Origin of the sequence: Mesorhizobium sp. M0587, assembly GCF_040320945.1 — a bacterium.
In the GTDB taxonomy this organism is placed as follows: Bacteria; Pseudomonadota; Alphaproteobacteria; order Rhizobiales; family Rhizobiaceae; genus Mesorhizobium.
This window is the reverse complement of the sequence record NZ_JAMYQP010000007.1, coordinates 12,550-29,691: the sequence shown is the minus strand read 5'-3', so window position 1 is coordinate 29,691 and position 17,142 is coordinate 12,550. Positions and strand designations below refer to the sequence as shown.

General features: G+C 59.3%; 13 protein-coding genes. 1 reads left to right on the top strand and 12 read right to left on the bottom strand.

Features of this window, described 5'->3' with window-relative positions:
* Positions 1 to 9: 9 nt before the first annotated feature.
* The 11 genes from NKI49_RS08535 to NKI49_RS08485 all read right to left on the bottom strand — a co-directional run bounded on the left by NKI49_RS08535 (position 10) and on the right by NKI49_RS08485 (position 14,952).
* A complete protein-coding gene (locus NKI49_RS08535) occupies positions 10 to 4,002 on the bottom strand; it encodes a glycosyltransferase (RefSeq protein ID WP_352599424.1) in 3,993 nt (1,330 codons plus the stop codon).
* On the bottom strand, positions 3,999 to 4,901 hold the full coding sequence (rfbD, locus tag NKI49_RS08530) for a dTDP-4-dehydrorhamnose reductase (protein ID WP_352599422.1): 903 nt from the start codon (positions 4,899 to 4,901) through the stop codon (positions 3,999 to 4,001). The genes NKI49_RS08535 and rfbD overlap by 4 nt, the downstream gene beginning before the upstream one ends.
* Positions 4,898 to 5,968, bottom strand: a complete 1,071-nt coding sequence (rfbB, locus tag NKI49_RS08525) for a dTDP-glucose 4,6-dehydratase (RefSeq protein ID WP_352599420.1) — start codon at positions 5,966 to 5,968, stop codon at positions 4,898 to 4,900. Before rfbB ends, rfbD begins: the two co-directional genes overlap by 4 nt.
* Positions 5,969 to 6,008: 40 nt before the next feature.
* Positions 6,009 to 6,563 (bottom strand): dTDP-4-dehydrorhamnose 3,5-epimerase, encoded by a 555-nt coding sequence (gene rfbC / locus NKI49_RS08520; protein ID WP_352599418.1) that lies wholly within the window; start codon positions 6,561 to 6,563, stop codon positions 6,009 to 6,011.
* The gene (gene rfbA, locus NKI49_RS08515; protein ID WP_352599416.1) at positions 6,564 to 7,445 is read right to left on the bottom strand and encodes a glucose-1-phosphate thymidylyltransferase RfbA; all 882 of its coding nucleotides are present in this window, start codon (positions 7,443 to 7,445) and stop codon (positions 6,564 to 6,566) included.
* Between the two features lie 143 nt (positions 7,446 to 7,588).
* Entirely contained in the window at positions 7,589 to 8,923 is a 1,335-nt protein-coding gene (locus NKI49_RS08510) for an O-antigen ligase family protein (protein ID WP_352599414.1), read from the bottom strand.
* The gene (locus tag NKI49_RS08505; protein ID WP_352599412.1) at positions 8,920 to 10,179 is read right to left on the bottom strand and encodes a tetratricopeptide repeat protein; all 1,260 of its coding nucleotides are present in this window, start codon (positions 10,177 to 10,179) and stop codon (positions 8,920 to 8,922) included. The genes NKI49_RS08510 and NKI49_RS08505 overlap by 4 nt, the downstream gene beginning before the upstream one ends.
* On the bottom strand, positions 10,067 to 12,445 hold the full coding sequence (locus NKI49_RS08500) for a GumC family protein (protein ID WP_352599410.1): 2,379 nt from the start codon (positions 12,443 to 12,445) through the stop codon (positions 10,067 to 10,069). Before NKI49_RS08500 ends, NKI49_RS08505 begins: the two co-directional genes overlap by 113 nt.
* Positions 12,446 to 12,458: 13 nt before the next feature.
* On the bottom strand, positions 12,459 to 13,064 hold the full coding sequence (locus NKI49_RS08495; RefSeq protein ID WP_352599408.1) for a polysaccharide biosynthesis/export family protein: 606 nt from the start codon (positions 13,062 to 13,064) through the stop codon (positions 12,459 to 12,461).
* A gap of 321 nt (positions 13,065 to 13,385) precedes the next feature.
* Positions 13,386 to 13,997, bottom strand: coding sequence for a hypothetical protein (locus NKI49_RS08490; protein WP_352599406.1), 612 nt, complete (start codon positions 13,995 to 13,997; stop codon positions 13,386 to 13,388).
* 700 nt (positions 13,998 to 14,697) lie between these two features.
* Positions 14,698 to 14,952 carry a DUF1127 domain-containing protein gene (locus NKI49_RS08485; protein ID WP_352599405.1) on the bottom strand — a complete coding sequence of 85 codons (255 nt, stop codon included), beginning with the start codon at positions 14,950 to 14,952 and terminating at the stop codon, positions 14,698 to 14,700.
* Between the two features lie 125 nt (positions 14,953 to 15,077).
* Between NKI49_RS08485 and NKI49_RS08480 the strand changes: the two genes are divergently transcribed.
* Positions 15,078 to 16,595: a winged helix-turn-helix domain-containing tetratricopeptide repeat protein gene (locus NKI49_RS08480; RefSeq protein WP_352599403.1), complete on the top strand. Its 1,518-nt coding sequence runs from the start codon at positions 15,078 to 15,080 to the stop codon at positions 16,593 to 16,595.
* A gap of 48 nt (positions 16,596 to 16,643) precedes the next feature.
* Here the strand turns inward: NKI49_RS08480 and NKI49_RS08475 are convergent, their stop codons facing one another.
* The gene (locus NKI49_RS08475; protein WP_352599401.1) at positions 16,644 to 17,036 is read right to left on the bottom strand and encodes a GFA family protein; all 393 of its coding nucleotides are present in this window, start codon (positions 17,034 to 17,036) and stop codon (positions 16,644 to 16,646) included.
* Positions 17,037 to 17,142: the final 106 nt, after the last annotated feature.

The window sequence follows — 17,142 nt, the reverse complement described above, 5'->3', positions numbered from 1 at the left end:
ATCATCACTTTAAATGTCCGGAAATAAAGCATCGAGTATCCTGACTGCTGACTTCTCCGCGTAATATTTGGAAGCGGTTTTGATGCCGGTCAATTGTATTCCCGCTAGTAGCTGCCTGTCGCCAACAAGCTCCACAAGCGCCTGATAACAAGCGTCTTCATCTGACGTATCTATGATCAGCCCATCGCTGAGATGCGTGACAATCTCGGCTAAGCCTCCGTTTGCCGGCCCCACCACAGCAGTAGCGCAGCCCATCGCTTCCAGTGCCGTTAAGCCCATGGCTTGATAAACCGAAAAGTCCGCAAATATATCTACAGACGCGAGAAGATCCGACATTTGGTCAGGATCCAAGTGACCTCTTATCACCGCATTTGGAAGATGAGCGAAACGCCTCATAAGAGGATCTTCGGGCGAGCAACCAAAAATATGGACTTCCACCTGCTTTGGCTGATTACGACAGAGGCGCTCTAACACAGAGGCGGTTAACTCGGGTGCCCGGCGAGGCGTCGAGGGGCGGATCATAGCAGCGATCCGTGTTACGGTCTTGTCGTCACGTGTGCCTGGAAAAAAGCGATCGCTATCGTAGCTTGGCCCGACAATCGACGCCTTGACTCCAGCACAGCGCTCCAGCTCTCCAGCGTTCCATGATGTTTTGGTGAACAATTTCATATCCGGAATCGCCGTGTAACTACTCAGCGCTTGCGCATAAAGAGGATCCGATTCATCGAAGAAATAGGGTTCGAAATCCTGAACGTAATATCCAATACTTTGCGATTTTTCAAAACGCAGCCCTCTCAACCATTCCACTGTAAAAAAAACGGTGGCAACTATTGCGTCAAAATTCCCGCTTACATCCGCCAAGGATTGAGGGTTCTCCAGATATATTATCGGGACCTCGATGTTGGGATAGCTAAACTCGAATGCATCTCTGTGCATTTTTAAATTTGCAATTGTAACATCAACGCCCGCGCGCATCATGCTTTGGGCTTCGGTGAGCACAACATTGGCCCCTCCCCCAGAGTCCCGAATTGGCAGCAAAAGCAGGACGCGCCGTCCCTCGTGCCGACTACGAATTTGATCCCGAGCCAGAGTACGCTCCGAACTCACAGCAACTCTTGCGCGCATTGCTGCGAGACCGGTATTTTCTCTTGTCGCATCCACAGATGGCAAGATGCGGCTGCCGTGCTTTTCACGCAACATTAGGTCGGAGCGTTCGACGAGCTTACGTCGTCGCTCATTCGAATAGCTCTTTGATTGCGCATGATAGACGTATGTGTCCTCGGCCACTGCGAGTAGCCAGCCTGCGGCCGTGGCACGCAGACAATAATCATTTTCCTCTCCATACCCCTCCCCAAATGACGCCTCATCGAAATAGCCGACTTCTTCGATTAGAGACCGTTTGAGAAGAATACAAAAACCGTTTAGGAATCCGACCTTGGGATAAACTCGCGGAGAGCACTCGGCAACGCGCACAGCCATACCGTTCGCATCCACACCGTCGGGCAGCGGGTTCAATGCCCAATCGCCTTCTTCGACGGTCAGGGGCACAGACTGCCACGAGGCAGTGTTGCTCAAGGGTCCAACCATTCCAATCTTGGTATCCGATTGAGCACATTCGATTAGGCGATCGAGCCAAAATGACGTAACGACGGTGTCGCTGTTTAATAGGACGACGAAATCTCCGCTGGAGGCCCTTAGACCAGCATTGGCTGCACGCGTGTAACCTAAGGCAACCTGATGTCTTAGCAGCTTGCCCTGCTGCCCAACCATGAACTCCTTTAGATATGTCGCTGTTGGTTCGTCGCTGCCGTCGTCTACAACGATCAGGTTATAAGGAGGCATCGTCCGTATCGTAATCGACTCCAGACACCTGCGGACGTCATCCAAGGCGTTATGGACACAAACAATGATGTCCACAGCGGCAACGTGACGGCGAACCTCACTTGGACGTCGAACAGGCGCTTGTCTGATACCCGACGCCCCATGCGCAACCAGACTGGGGAGACTCGCGGCGCTATTCCGCTGTTCCAAAATCTTCATGCGGTACGCAATGCCTCTTACGCCCTCACGGCGAAGCACCCGCCAACTGGAAGATACGAGGGGTGCAACGCCGCCCGAAAAGCGCAGCGCGGCGGGTGCTAGCTTGAAAACTGACAATGGGCTGAGACGCGGACCAACCGGCTGAACCGTTCGCATTATCGAACTGCGCTCACTCCATTCCCCCTCATCTTTGCCGTGAGCTACGAAATGCGCCAGAGGATTTAAGCCGGCAAGTGCAACATCCGGACGGAGGCGTAGATAGTTACTGCTGCTGAACTGCGGATTTGGGTCACGACCCTCTTTGGCGCCGAAGACAACATAGTGTCGCAAAGGATCAACACGCCACTCAACAACATCAGGATTATTGCTGAGATACCAGTCTCTGTCGAAACTACCGGATTTTCTAATGATGCTCGCAGCTCGCACCTCGCGTATCGGTGCAAGAGTAAGCTTGGCTGCAGCTTTCCACAGAACTGAAAGGGGATAACCGACGTCGAATGTTGTGCGCCTAACGAAGCGCGTGGCCGATCGAAGAGGGGATGTCAGCCGCCAAGACGTGCTGTTGTGAATAGCTTGAAGGCGAATTCTACTCTCGGCGAGAGCTTGGTCCCGCTCCAGCAACATATTTGCATGAGCAACGCGATTGGCCTCCAGTTCCTGAGTCAAAAGGTGCAGCTGGTTTTCGGCATCGGATTTACGCTGTCGCTCACGCTCGACCTCCGCGGATAGCTCGCCCGTCAAACGACCGACGGCATCACACGCTCGAACGAGTTCAACCTCCTTCCTCGCGACTTTCACTCGAAGTTTTTCGAGTTCGGTTGTATTCGACGCCTGTTGTTCAGCCAGCCGGCGAAAATCTTGCTCTCGCTGTATTAGCTCCTTGTCTTTTACTTCCGTTTCTTGACGGAGCTTCTCCAATTCTGCCGTTTGTCGGCTAATTTCCGCAGCCCGTTCATCGGCCAGATGTTGCGCCTGCGAACCTATCTGAACCGACCGCTGAACACGCGTGTCAATCTCCCCGAAGAAGGCTTCGCCAAACACCGGAGTGACGGTATCGAAGGAGATCCGCACGGCGTCAAGACGCTCCATTGCGGTCGCATCCTCAGAATCCTTCTCAAGGCCTCTTAGCGCGCCGTAGGCTTGCTTTACCCATTCAACCACTCGTGGATCGGCGTCGAGCAAGTCCGCGCTTGCGACATGATGCTGATGATCGGTCGAAAAATGGGCGGACAGAGTTGTATGCGTTTTTTTCGAAATGGATTGTGGCCATTCAAGCCGCAGCGAATTGGCAATTTTCTCAATGTCGGCGCGCCAGTTTTCAAGCATGGCCTCATACGACACAAAGACGCGCGGCTTGCCACGCGTCGCGTGTTCGGCCTCTAGTGCATACCTCAGCCAAAGGAGAGTACTGAAGCCGAAGGTAAATCCATCTCGCTTTTCGAGCGAAGCAATGACTGCCAAGGGATTGCGCTGGGTCAGTACGTAGCGAACGTCGACCTTCATCCGCTCCAGTATTTCCGCATAAAGCGGTACGAAACGCGAAATACGCGGCTCCTTAAGCACGAAAAATGGAGCGCTGCCATATTCCTCGTCTAACAGCCGTGCGATCTCGGCCTTGTAGAAGCGCAGACGCGCCGAGCCAAGATCGGCTTGGTCAAAGGATCGCCAGTCATCCCATCGGCTGCCGGCCTCGGCCAGCATTCGGTCATGAAGGTCTACGAGCCGCAACGGCTCCCAATGGCCGGCAGGGTTAGTCGGATTAGCGCCGAGCATATTTTTCGGCAGCTCCGCGCCGAGCAGGCTAATCGCCCTCGTCAGGGCGCTGGTACCCGACCGGTGCATTCCAAGCACCATGATGCACGTACGCTTGGCAGCTTTCGGCTTTGCCTTGCGGGTTTTCGGCGCCGCCGCGTCAACGGGCGTTGCATCGCGCACATTTTCCGGTGATGGCTGTTTGTTCATGCAGTCAAAGCCTGTCTCGTCTCCAGAAGCCGGCGCACCACCTTCCCCGTTGAATCCCGCCAGTCCGGCGCCGTCCACCCGAACGCCGCTGCAAACTTTGCCGTCGAAAGCCGTGAATTGGCGGGGCGGCGCGCCTTGGTCGGATAGTCCATCGTAGAAATGTCCCGTACCCGCGCCCAAGGGCCACCAAACACGCGGCTTGTGTCCAGTATATGGCGGGCAAAGCCGCTCCAGCTGGTCTCGCCGGTGCCGGCCAGGTGATAGGCGCCGAACGCGCCGAAGTTGTTCTCGCCATGCAGCATCGCCGCCGCATGCAGGATCGCGTCGGCGATATCAAGTGCGGAGGTGGGATTTCCCCACTGATCGGCCACCACGGAAATCTCGTCCCGGTCGGCGGCGAGGCGCAGCATGGTCTTGACGAAATTCTTGCCGAACGGGCTGTAGACCCAGGCGGTGCGCAGGATCACATGGCGCGGGTTGGCGGCGGCGACCGCCTGTTCGCCGGCGAGCTTGGAGGCGCCGTAGACGCCGAGCGGCGCGGTCGGGTCGGTTTCGACGTAGGCGCGGTCCTTCGAGCCGTCGAAGACATAGTCGGTCGAAAGATGGATGACGGGAACGCCGAGGCGCGCGGCCGCTTCAGCCACTTTGCCCGCACCGACGGCGTTCACAGCAAATGCAAGATCGGGCTCATCCTCGGCCTGGTCGACGGCCGTGTAAGCGGCGGCCGACACGACGATGTCCGGCTTCGCCGCCGCGATGGCGTCGATCACCGTATCGGGGTTTGCCAGGTCGAGTTCCGGGCGGCCGATGGCGATGACCTCGACGCCGGCGCGCGCCTGGCCGGCCTCCAGAAGGCTCGCCGCGACCTGGCCCTCGCGCCCGGTGACAACGAGCCTCATACGGCCTCCTTGCGCGCTTCGCCCAGCCTTTCGCCGGCGTAGCGCTCCTCGCGGATCGGGCCCCACCACCATTTGTTGTCGAGGTACCAGTCCACGGTCCGCGCCAGGCCACTGTCGAAATTCTCCCTCGGCTCCCAGCCGAGGTCGCGAGCGATCTTGGAAGCATCGATGGCATAGCGCCGGTCGTGACCGGGGCGATCGGTGACGAAGGAGATCAGGTCGCGATAGCTCCTGCCGCCGGCCCGGGGGCGCCTGGCGTCGAGCAGATCGCAGATCGTCTCGACGACGGCGAGGTTCGTCCGTTCCGAATTGCCGCCGACATTGTAGCTCTCGCCGGGCGTGCCCCTGGTCGCGACCAGCTCCAGCGCCCGCGCATGGTCCTCGACGAACAGCCAGTCGCGCACATTGGCGCCGGCGCCATAGACGGGCAAGATTTTTTCATCGAGCGCGTTGAGGATGACGAGCGGGATCAGCTTTTCGGGAAAATGATACGGGCCGTAATTGTTCGAACAGTTGGAAAGCACGACCGGCAGGCCGTAGGTCTCGTGCCAGGCCCGCACCAGATGGTCCGAGGCCGCCTTGGAGGCGGAATAGGGCGAGGACGGCGCGTAAGGCGTCTCCTCGACGAACATGCCGCCGTCGAACGGCAGATCGCCGAACACCTCGTCGGTCGAGACGTGGTGAAAGCGGAAGCGGCTCTTCCTGTCGCCGGAAAGGCCGCGCCAGTATTCCAGCGTGGCATTCAGGATCCGGTAGGTGCCGACGATGTTGGTCTCGATGAAGGCGCCCGGCCCGTCGATCGAGCGGTCGACATGGCTCTCGGCGGCGAGGTTCATGACGATGTCGATATCGTCGCGGCGCAGGATCTCGAGCACCGCCCTCTCGTCGCAGATATCGGCCTGGGCGAAGCTGTAATTATGGGCATTCTCGACCGGCCGCAGCGAGGCCAGATTGCCGGCATAGGTCAGCTTGTCGAGATTGGTCACGCGGTTGGCCGGGTTGGCGCACAAATGCCTGCACACCGCCGAACCAATGAAGCCGGCACCGCCCGTCACCAGAAAATTCATGCCGCTGTCCTCATGCCCTTTGTCTCTTCAGCAACACCCATCAGGCGAACACCTCGGCGGCGGCCAGCATCGGCGCCTTGAGATCCTTCTCCGAAAGCTGAAATCCGCCAGCGATGGGCGGCCACTCGATGCCGATGGCGGGATCGTCGAAACGGATCGACCGGTCATGTTCGGGCGAATAGGTATCGGTCACCTTGTACAGCACCTCCGTGTCGGGCACGAGTGTGACAAAACCGTGCGCGAAACCCTTTGGCACCAGAATCTGGTTGCCCTTTTCGGCCGACACTTCGAGAGCGACCCATTTGCCAAAAGTCGGGGAGCCGCGGCGAATATCGACCGCAACGTCGAGGACGCTGCCACGGATGACGCGCAGCAGCTTGTCCTGCGCACGCGGCGCAAGCTGATAATGGAGCCCGCGCAACACGCCTGCCGCCGCGGAATAGGAATGGTTGTCCTGCACGAAATGCAAGTCTATGCCGGCCTGCGAAAAGCACTCTGCATTGTAGGTTTCCATGAAGAAACCGCGCGCGTCGCCATGTCGCTTCGGAACGATCTCCAGCACGCCTTCGAGACCAAGGGACCTGACCTCCAGCATCTATCCCTCCGAAAGATCGACGACACGCCGGCGCAGATAGGCGGCGTACTCGTTCTTGCCCAGCCGGGCGGCGCGCTGCAATACTTTTTCAGCCGTCAGCCAGCCCTGTTCGAGGGCGATCTCCTCGGGGCATGCGACCTTGATGCCCTGTCGGTGTTCGATCGTGCGCACGAAGGAAGAGGCTTCGTGCAGACTGTCATGCGTGCCGGTGTCGAGCCAGGCATAGCCGCGCCCCAACCGGTGCACATGCAGCTGGCCGCGCTCGAGATAAACGTTGTTGATGGCCGTGATCTCGATCTCGCCGCGCGCCGAAGGCCGTATCGTGGGCGCAATGTCGACGACCTCATTGTCATAGAAGTACAGGCCGGTAACGGCCCAGTTGGATTTCGGCGTTTGCGGCTTTTCCTCGATCGTAAGCGCCGTTCCCGTGGCCTTGTCGAAGGACACCACGCCGTAGCGTTCGGGATCCTCGACATGGTAGGCGAACACCGAAGCGCCTCTTTCGCGCGCTGCCGCGGTGCGGCAAAGCTGCGACAGCCCGTCACCGAAATAGATGTTGTCGCCCAGTATCATCGACACGCTGTCCTTGCCTATGAAATCCCGGCCGATAATAAAGGCTTCCGCAAGCCCGTTGGGCTGCGGTTGCTCGGCATAGGACAGCTCCAGCCCGAACTCCGATCCGTCGCCGAGCAGACCGCGGAAAGCCGGCAGGTCACGCGGTGTCGAAATGATCAGAATCTCGCGGATACCCGCGAGCATCAGCACGCTCAGCGGATAATAGATCATCGGCTTGTCGTATATCGGGAGGATTTGCTTAGAGACCGCTAATGTTAGTGGATAGAGACGCGTTCCACTGCCTCCAGCAAGGATAATCCCTTTCAAGAAGCTCTCCTTGAAATGCCAAAGCCCCCCGGCCTTGAGCGCCTGTGCTTAGGTTCCCTGTAATGGCTTGTCAATCGCGGCGTTGGGCAAACGATCGGACCGTGTTCGGTGCAAGGCCGCCATTGCGACCAAGCCGGCGGCTCCTACGTCGGCAAGGCCGACGGCTTGGCGGGAACAAGGAAATCACCATCGTCGGGATGGCCAGTCCGATCGTCCCTCCGGTTCAGCCGATCGGCGACACCCTTGTGAAAGATAATCCCATTCAAATAGGCAAACGTCATTGCAAGCGCTGCGGTTCGCAAGGGATAGTCGACAAGAGAGTGGACAAGCAGAAACAATATCGAGAGGAAAGAAGCCTTCCGGAGAGGATCCAGGCGAATCTTCGCAGAGCAGGCCACAAGCAATGCTGCATACGCGAATATCAACAGAAATGCTGGCACTCCACCCTCGAGAACAATCTCCAGATAATCGTTATGAGCGTGGTTCACATATGATTTGAAGATCATACTGCCTTTCTCGTATATCTGATAAACCTTCGGGAAAGCCCCGAAGCCAACGCCAGTCACCCAATTCCGTTCGATCCCCTCGATCGTGGTGCGGGCAAATTCCGCCCTGCCGAAGGCCGGATCGACCACTTTCGCGTCGATCTTTGTCCACGCGCCTATCGTAAAGATCGAAAGGCCGATGAAAACCGCGGGGATGCCATATCCGCCCACTCTCGAGCGAGCGGACAGGAAAACAACGGATATCGCGGTGATCGCCAGCCCGATCAGAATGCCGGCCCGCGAGCCCGCGGCCAGAAGCAGCAACAGCAGCAGCATCAAGCCGAGCGCCCCAGACAGAAGCTGCCCGCGGGACAGGCCGTAATAGACTATGAAGGGGATGGAGACGAAGAGCAGGGCCGAGAAATGATTCTGATTGGCAAACAGGCCCGCATTGATCGTGAACGGCAACAATCCATCCATGGCGACGGTATCCGACAGCGAATACTGGATCGCCGCGGCCAGGCCGTTGCAGACGACACCCATGAAAAAGAAGGGAAGGAGACCATAGACCTGCTCGGGGCGCAGGCGCATGACGCCGAGGAAGAAAGCGGCCGTCGCGGCGAAATACAAAAGACACTCGATCGTGCGCCCCACTCCGACGCTGACGAAGCGCAACCGGCTTTCCTCGCCCAACCATGGATTTGCAAGCAGTATCTCGGGCCGCCATCCGTCCAGCAGGGTCGCTGGCAAAGGAATGATCTGAAAACAAAACACGACGACCACAGAAGCAAGCAGCCACAGCACGGCGCGAGGGATCGTCTGTTCCGACGGCCGAGAGAGAACGGCCGCGGCCGAGACAATCGCCGCGATCTCGATCAGCGTTTCTGTGTAGAGGCCGCTTGCGGTGCCGCCCCCGATCAGCAGCGACAGAAAGAGAACCGAGCCAAGCAGGTACCTGTCCCACCCTCCCGGCCGTCGTGACCGCTCCCTCACGATGCCACTCTTTCGATGCTCAGTCGGTGCATGACCAACGTCCCGACGTAGCGAAATCGCCAACTCTGGGCAATTGCGGCTGTTTCCAGCCTCAGCACCTGCATCGGACAGCCGGTCGGCCCGACCGTGAAATCAAGGCTCAGACTGCGCCGGTTGAACGTGCCTTCCGGTATGTCGAAGCGCGCTATCTCGTTTGACGGATCGATGCATCTGAGGGACCAGAACAGCTCCTTGGGCAGCTTCAGGTTCGTCGCGGACGCAGTCAGCGAGATCCGGTAAGAGCCGGGCGGCAATTGAACATATTGCTGAAGCGCGGCGTTCCTGACGGGGGTATTCAGAAACCGAAACGTCGCTCCCCGATCGCCTTCATCCGTGCCTTGTGATCCGGCGAAAGTGATTTCAAGGCCCGAGCGATCGTGAAGCGTCCAGTCGAATGGCTTGCTGCTATAGACCGGTTCGAAGCCGCCATTGAAAATATAGCCACCGAGCTTGCGCTCCTGGTCGGACAGGCTGAAAAGAAACAGCCGATAGGCCGGCCCGTACTCTTTCTGCCTGATATAGCCGTCGATCACGGCAGACAATTCGCTCGAAGTCGGCGGCGCGTTGGATCCCGCGAGATCAAGCAGCAGCCGGTTTGCGGCCGGCAGGCCCTGGGGATTCTGGCCAAGGGTGGAAAAAAGCTTGCCTCGCCATGGTGCCTCGGACCGGACGGCCGCCAGCACGGCCCGATATCCATCCGGATTGGAGAGAATGGCCGGCCAGCCCGGGGCGATGGCCGAGAACCGGGCCGGCCACCGGCGCAGCAAGATGTCGATCTCGCCCACCGCCTTTGCCAGATCGCCCGTTTCGACCGAGCGATCGATCGATCGCTGCAACGCGTGCAGCTCGGTCTTGGACAGCATTCGAGCCCTGTCGAAGAGTTCGAAGGCAGCGTCTGTTTCGCCCTGCCGATACCTGATCTCGCCGATCAGGCTGTAGAGCCGTGCGTCCGCGACATCGAAACGAAGTGCGTTGCTGGCCTTGACGGCCAACGCATCAAGATCGGGAGCATTGTTGGTTTCGTTCAGTTCGCCCGCGATGTCGCCGATCAAGGCATCTACGTTCAATGGATCCAGAGCGAGAGAGACGGTTGGCGTCGCGGCCTCAAGGAGCCGACTTAGCCCGATCGACGAAGCCATCAACACCAGAACGGAGGCGACGAACCAGACGCTTGAACACAGGAGATTTTGGATGAGCGGGCTGGCCTGCTCCTTCATCGACTTTGCCCTCGATTTCTGGGGTATTCGTGCTGTAGTCGTAATAGTGGTAGTTCACGTACCCATAGGCGTAGTTGTGGTCGAACTTGTTCGCCGCGAATTTCGATATCGCCGCCCCGATCACGTTCGCGCCGGCCGCACGCAGCCGTTTCAGCGCCATCTTGGCCGATTTGCGCGTCACCTGGTTGGTGGAGATGACCATCAGCGTACCTTCCGCAAGTCGGCTGAGAATGGGCGCATCCGAGAGGCCGACTACCGGCGGCGCATCGATGATGACCAGATCGAAGCGTTTGCCAAGATTGGTGACGATCAGTGCCATTTTAGGCGAAGAGAGCAGATCCGCCGGATTCGGCGGGATCGTTCCAGATGTGAGAACAGTCACGTTTGGGTATTTCGTCGTCCTGAAGATGCCCGCCACATCTTCCTTGCGGACGGTGTTTGTCAGGAGATTGCTCAGCCCGATCGTGTTGTCGAGACCGAGCAGCCGATGCAGGTTCGGTTTGCGCAGATCGCCATCGACAAGCAGAACCCTTGCGCCGAGGGCGGCAAAATCCTGACCAAGCTTGAACGAGGTGGTCGACTTGCCTTCGGACGGCTCGGAACTGGTCACCAGGAGCGACCGCGGCGCGCCTTCGGCACCGGAGAATTGCAGCGACGTCCGCAGCGATCGATAGGCTTCCGAAAGCCCGGATTTCTGATCGGCGATGCTGGCCAGGAGTTCGCGGTCGCCAACGAGCGGCAATATGCCGAGCACGGCCAGTCCGAGTTCTTTTTCGATCTGCTCGGGGTTGGTGAAGGTGTTGTTCAGTAATTCGACGATGTAGATGATCGACCCGCTCAGCGCCATGAAAAGCGCCAGCGCGATCGCGAGATTGATGCTGAGGCGAGGAGAATAGGGACTCAGGGGCCGCGTCGCGAAATCGACGATCGCAGCGCTTTGCGTTTTCAGCTCCGAGCTCACCCCAACTTCATTCAGCTTGGCGATCAGGCTGTCATATTGCGATCGGTTGGAATCCACCTCGCGCTTGAGGATGGTGTATTTGATGTTCTTGTCGTTGAAGACGCCCTGTTGCTTTTCCAGTTCCGCGAGCTTGGCGCCGAGATCGGCTTCCTTGTCCTGCGCTTCCTGGTACTTCAGCCGCAGGGAATCGGTTATCGCCAGCACGCCATTGTCGTAGAGGCGCTGCAACTCCTTGATCTGCGACCGCAGCTGCTGCATTTCCGGAAAGCCGGGCTTCAGGATACCCAGCTTCTGCTGATATTGGCTTGTCAGATCCGCGAGCTTGTCGCGGAGCTTCAGCAGACCATCGCTTTCCAGAACCGGCCCCAGGCTCGAGCCGCGCCCCTTGTCTATCTGGTCCACCACCCGGCCGGCATCGAGACGATCCTGGACGGCGGTTGCCAGCGCCGTGTTGATGGCCTCGATATTTGATCCGATCAGCGATTTGTCGTCGCCGGTGACGGTGATGCCGGCATACTTTGCATAGGTTACCAGTTCCTCCTCGGAAGTCTGCAGCTTCTGCTTGACCTGTAAGACCTGTTCCTGGATGAACTGCCTTGCCAAGTCCGATGTCTCGCTGGTCTGGTCGATGCGTTGATCGATGAAACTCTGCGCGACCTGATTGGCGACATCGCTCGCATATTTCGGCTTCTGGTCGATAAAGGTGATCGACAGCAGACTTGTGTTCGTCACCAGATTGACCGTGAGATCATCCAGGACGCGCCTGATCGCCATTGCCTCGCGCTCTTCGGGGGTCTTTTCCTGGATCGAGGGCGATTTGGAAATTCCGAATGCACGATAGAAGATGTTGCTGAGCGAGAAGCTCGAGGTCGGGAACAGGAAATCGGGCTTGTCGGCAAGCCCGAGCTGAAACACCACGCGCTGCGCCAGCGCCCGGCTCTTCAGCTTCTCGCGTGCGGTCAGGAAGGTGCGGATGTCGCTGTTTTCGGAAACCACTTCGATGTCCTGGAAAACCTTTGCCGAAGGAACCAGAACTTCCAGTTGCGTCGTTGCCTGATACTTCGGCGTCTGCATCATCGTCACGACGACACCGGCGACGAGGCCAGCCATGGTCATCATGACGATCAGCCAGCGGTATTGGACCAGGTAGAAAAGCAGTTTGAGCGGGTTGAAGCCCTCGTCCTGAGCGGCATGGTCGCGACCGTAAGGGCCATAGTTCTGCGCTCCATCGTAATAGAAGTCCGCGAACGGGGCCCGGCCAGGTCCGGGATCGGCGATTTGATGCTGCCTGTTGCGATCGAGCATGACGCTGGTGACCCTAGGGAATGACCGCGATGCGGGCCGCGCTTGAGGCGAGGCCAAGGGCATCCTTCAGATTGTTCATCGCGATTTTCGACTTCGAAGCAAAAACGACGATCACATCGCCGCCATAAATGCGCGGATTGCGATTCCTGCCGGCGCGGATTTCCTCGACATTGTAGTTTGCGACCAGCTCGCTTTGACCGACATTGCGATAGACGAAGACCTTGCCGGCATCACTCACCGGGTTGAAGCCTCCGGCAAGCGCGACCGCATCCAGCAATGACGCGCTGCTGGAAACCGGATAAATGCCGGCCCTGTTCACCTCACCATCGACGGTAATGCGCTGGCCGGCCGATTCCTTGACGAAGATCGTCACATCCGGCGATTGCAGGTATTTTTCGCCGTAGGCGGTCTCGATTTCCTTTTCGAGCTGACGAACGGTTTTGCCGGCCGCGGTCATCGTACCGATGAGCGGAAGCGAAATCTGCCCACTGGCGTCGACCTGAACGGTCCTGTTCAGATTGTCGACCTGGAATACGCTGACTTCGAGCACGTCGTTGGCCGACAGCGGCTGCTCGCTACCATTTTGCGTGTTCCGCGGCGGCGGCAGATCCTTCACCATCCGCAACGCGCCACCGCCGGCAAGCGCCGACGAAGACGACCTCGGCCGCGGCGCATCGACGGAGCTGGTGGAAGGCGTGGACGAACTGCTCGAGCAAGCAGAAAGCGCAAGCAATGCGAGCAGCACGGGCGTGCCTGCACTGTGTCTTGCAAGATCGAAAATGCCCATCACCGAGCCCCCGCTCCTGAATAGCCGTCCCGATACGCCGAAACGGCTGGCACTGCCGGCGCCCGGCTTCTTCACATTCACTTTCGAATGGGCCACTTGTCGATTGGCCGCATCTCGCAGGCGTATACAAAACGGCGGACGTCAGCCCCTCGACTACCGGCTGACGGCATCATCATCATGTTGCAGGCCAAGAAGAACTGCCGCCCCACCGCCAACGGCGCCGGCGCCCAGCAGAACCGGCAAGACGCTAGATTCAGAACCGGCCGGCACCATGGCGGCCTGGGGCGCATCGACTGACACGCACATGCCATCTTCGACGGGATCGATCTTCACGGTCATATTCGCTGGAATGTCGAGCGCGCAATTGGCACCCACGGTGAGCGAAGCGGAAGCTTGGGCCCCTGTCATGATGCGCGCGCCCAGATAGACCGGCGCTTCGGCGCCTACTCCGGCGTAGCCGCCGGCCTGCGACACCTGCACATCACCACGAACCTGCGTCAGCTGACCGACCGGACCAGCGGATGCCGGCATGGCGGCGAGGCAGGAACAGGTCTGCGCAGTCTGGGCAAAAGCACCGGACGCAGAAAACAGGGCGCCTCCCGCAGTGAGCGTCGCAAAAGCAAAAACAGACTCGACCCCATAACGAACCCTCATTTCCGCCCCTCGAAAATCAGCGATCCGCCCCCGAAAATCGCTCACGCACTTCAAACCTGCAAAAAAGGCGATATGGTCAACGTACTCAACAAGAACATCATCCAGTCGCATTCAGCGTATGGTGGCCACCGCGGCAATTGGCCGTCGCTCAGCGGCAGACGGCGTTCTCCTATCCTGCGTCGAAGTCAGCACGCCGACGGTCAGCAGCGCACCAGCGAAAATCCCCCAGCGGACGGCTGACAGCTGCCTACTCCGAGCCCACCAGCCTGATAACGAGATACATCCGTATTTCCTGTTCCTCCCGCCACCTTTCAAGATGCAAAAAAGATGGTGATATCAGCGCCTAGCAGTTTTTGGCCACAATTCCAACCCAATTCGCGCAACGCAGCAATTTTGACCAGTGACGTGCCCTTAGGAATGTAAGATACCAGCGAATAGGCATGAACAGTTCTGATTGCGGATGGTTTTCTTATCCTCGAAGAAGAAATCGAAATTTCCCTTCCACTACGACTGCGCCCGAATGGAACCTGATCAAGACCTGAAAAACTGATGACGTGATCCGTGATGCGATTTCATCAAACCTGGCCAACGACTGGGCGATCACCGCGTCAGCGGCAGACAGATCAAGCAACGCTAGTCTGGGATGCTGCAATGCGCCTTCGCCGCGATACGGCAGCGTCATTCCACCTTTGCGGAATCATTGCGCGTTCATCTGACACTTTGCCGAAGAGCGATAGGGCCGTTTGTCCTGTTCCCGCGGCGGCGAGTTGGTATGCGAGGCTGTCGCCGCGGTCGGTGCATTTGCAGCGGCCTATGGTTGCCAGAAGCGCTTGGCGATCTCTGCCTCGACCTGCTGTTTCGTCAGACCGATATCGTCGATGAGATGCGGATTGTTCTTCAACATTTGCCCGAGTTGCCAGCGAAAGCGTATCCGCTCGCGCAAGGTCCGCTCCCGCCAGATGGCGACAATGCTTCGCAGGACGGTCAGGTGCCGACCCGACACCGGCTCTACGAGCATTCCCGGCCGCGCTGCCTGATCCGGGGCTGACGCAAGTGTATTGGTCATGGCAACCTCCATTTGGCTTGAGGGCCCGTGCCCTCGACCTGAAAGAGGATGGATTCTGCCGGATACGAACAGCGCCGTAATTAAGGTCTCCCAAATAGTTCTCAAAAGTTCCAAACGGGCTATAGATGCGCGCTATGCAGGGAGAGCGCTTTGCCTTCGGTCCGTTTGTGCTTGATTCGGGTGCGGGAACGCTGCTTCGGAACGACGTCCCCGTTGCCGTTGGCTACCGTGGGCTGAAGCTGCTGGCGGCGCTCGTCGGACGGCCCGGCGAAATCCTTGAGAAGGCAGAGTTGATGGACGCGGCATGGCCGGGCACGGCCGTCGAGGAAGGCAACCTCACCGTCCAGATCGCGCAGTTGCGGAAGCTGCTTGGTCCGGCCGCCGACGGCGGCGAGTGGATCGCCACGGTCCCGCGCGTCGGCTACCGCTTCACGGGGCCTGTCGAACAGCTCGGTGACGCAAAGCGAAAGCCTTTGCCGCTGCCCGACAAACCATCGATAGCCGTGCTGCCTTTCGTCAATCTCAGCAACGATCCGGAGCAGGAATCCTTCGCGGACGGATTGACCGAAGACCTGATCACCGACTTGTCCAGGAGTTCCGGCCTGTTCGTAATCGCGCGCAACTCGGCCTTTGCCTATAAGGGTAAGGCGATGGACGTGCGCGACATCGCACGGGAGCTTGGCGTACGCTACCTCCTGGAGGGCAGCGCAAGACGTGCCGCGGGGCGCGTGCGCATCAATGCCCAACTGGTCGACGCGGTGAGCGGCGATCACCTGTGGGCGGAACGCTTCGATCGCAGCCTGGAAGATGTCTTTGCCGTCCAGGACGAGGTGACGGCTAAGATCGTGGAGGCATTGCTCGGCCGGCTGCGCGCGCCGCCGCCGCGCAATCGGCCCAAGAATCTCGAGGCCTACGACCTGTGCGTGCGGGCGCGCAAGCTGATCGACGATTCGCCGCAGACGGCGCGGGAGGCGCATCTGATGCTCACGCGGGCTGTTTCGCTGGATCCGGAATACGCCGAGGCCTATCGCTGGCTTGCCATGAACCACTGGATGGGATGGGTGCATTGGGGCGAGCCGGTGGAACCTAATCGCCGCATTGCCCTGGAGCTGGCGCACAAGGCGGTGGCTATCGATCCCAACGACGCCGGCTGCCGCTGGGTGCTCGGTAACCTGCTTGCCTATGAGCGCAACTTCGCCGAGGCGGATGCCGAATTCGCCAGGGCCTTCGAGCTCGACCCCAACGAGGCCGATGCCTGGGCGACTTTGTCTGACATCTCCGTGCTCGCCGGATGGGTCGAGGAGGGGCTCGAACAGATCCGCAAGGCGTTTCGGCTCAACCCGTTTCCGGCAAGCTGGTATTATCTGACGCTCGGCGCGGCGCAATATGCGGCGCGCGACTACGAGGCCGCAGTCAAGACGTTGCGCCGCGACGAGACTTATCGAACGAGCTCACGCCGCTTCCTGGCGGCCAGCCTCGCGCAGCTCGGCCGGCTCGACGAGGCGCGCACGGAAGTGGAACTGTTTCTCGTCGGCAATCCGCATTTCACCACCAGCCACTGGGTCTGGACGGAGCCTTTCCGCGATACGGCGATGCTCGACCATTTCGTCGATGGCTTCCGCAAGGCCGGTCTTCCGGAGTGAGGCGCCGCCGGTCTCCTCGTCACGACGCCTTCCTGCCGTCCGCGCCACTTACTCCTCGAAGCGGCCCGTGGCGTCGCGATCGCGCTCGTATCGTCTCGTGACCGGAAACGGCGGCAACCAGGACTCGCGACGGACGGTCCAGCTTTCGTAAGTTGGTATCAGCTGGTCAGGGGCATCCAGGGATCCCAGATGCACTTCGATTTCGTCTGCGCTGCGTGCGAAAACGGACGAGCCGCAGCGGGGGCAGAAAAAGCGGCCGGCGTAGTCGCGTGTTTCGCCCTCGATCGTCACCGCATCCCGAGGAAATACCGCGGCAGCGTAAAAAAGGGCGCCATGATGCTTGCGGCAGTCAAGACAGTGACAAATGCCGACCCGGTATGGGAGCCCTGACGCCACAATCCGGACGTCGCCGCACAGGCAACCGCCGGTGAATCGGTCCATGCTGCGTCTCCTCTGAAATCAAGCGGTCGCAATGGCTACGACGAACAACGCCGTCATTGCAATCGCCCGCATCGCGGCGTCGGTGTGCTTACGAGCCAGATCACTC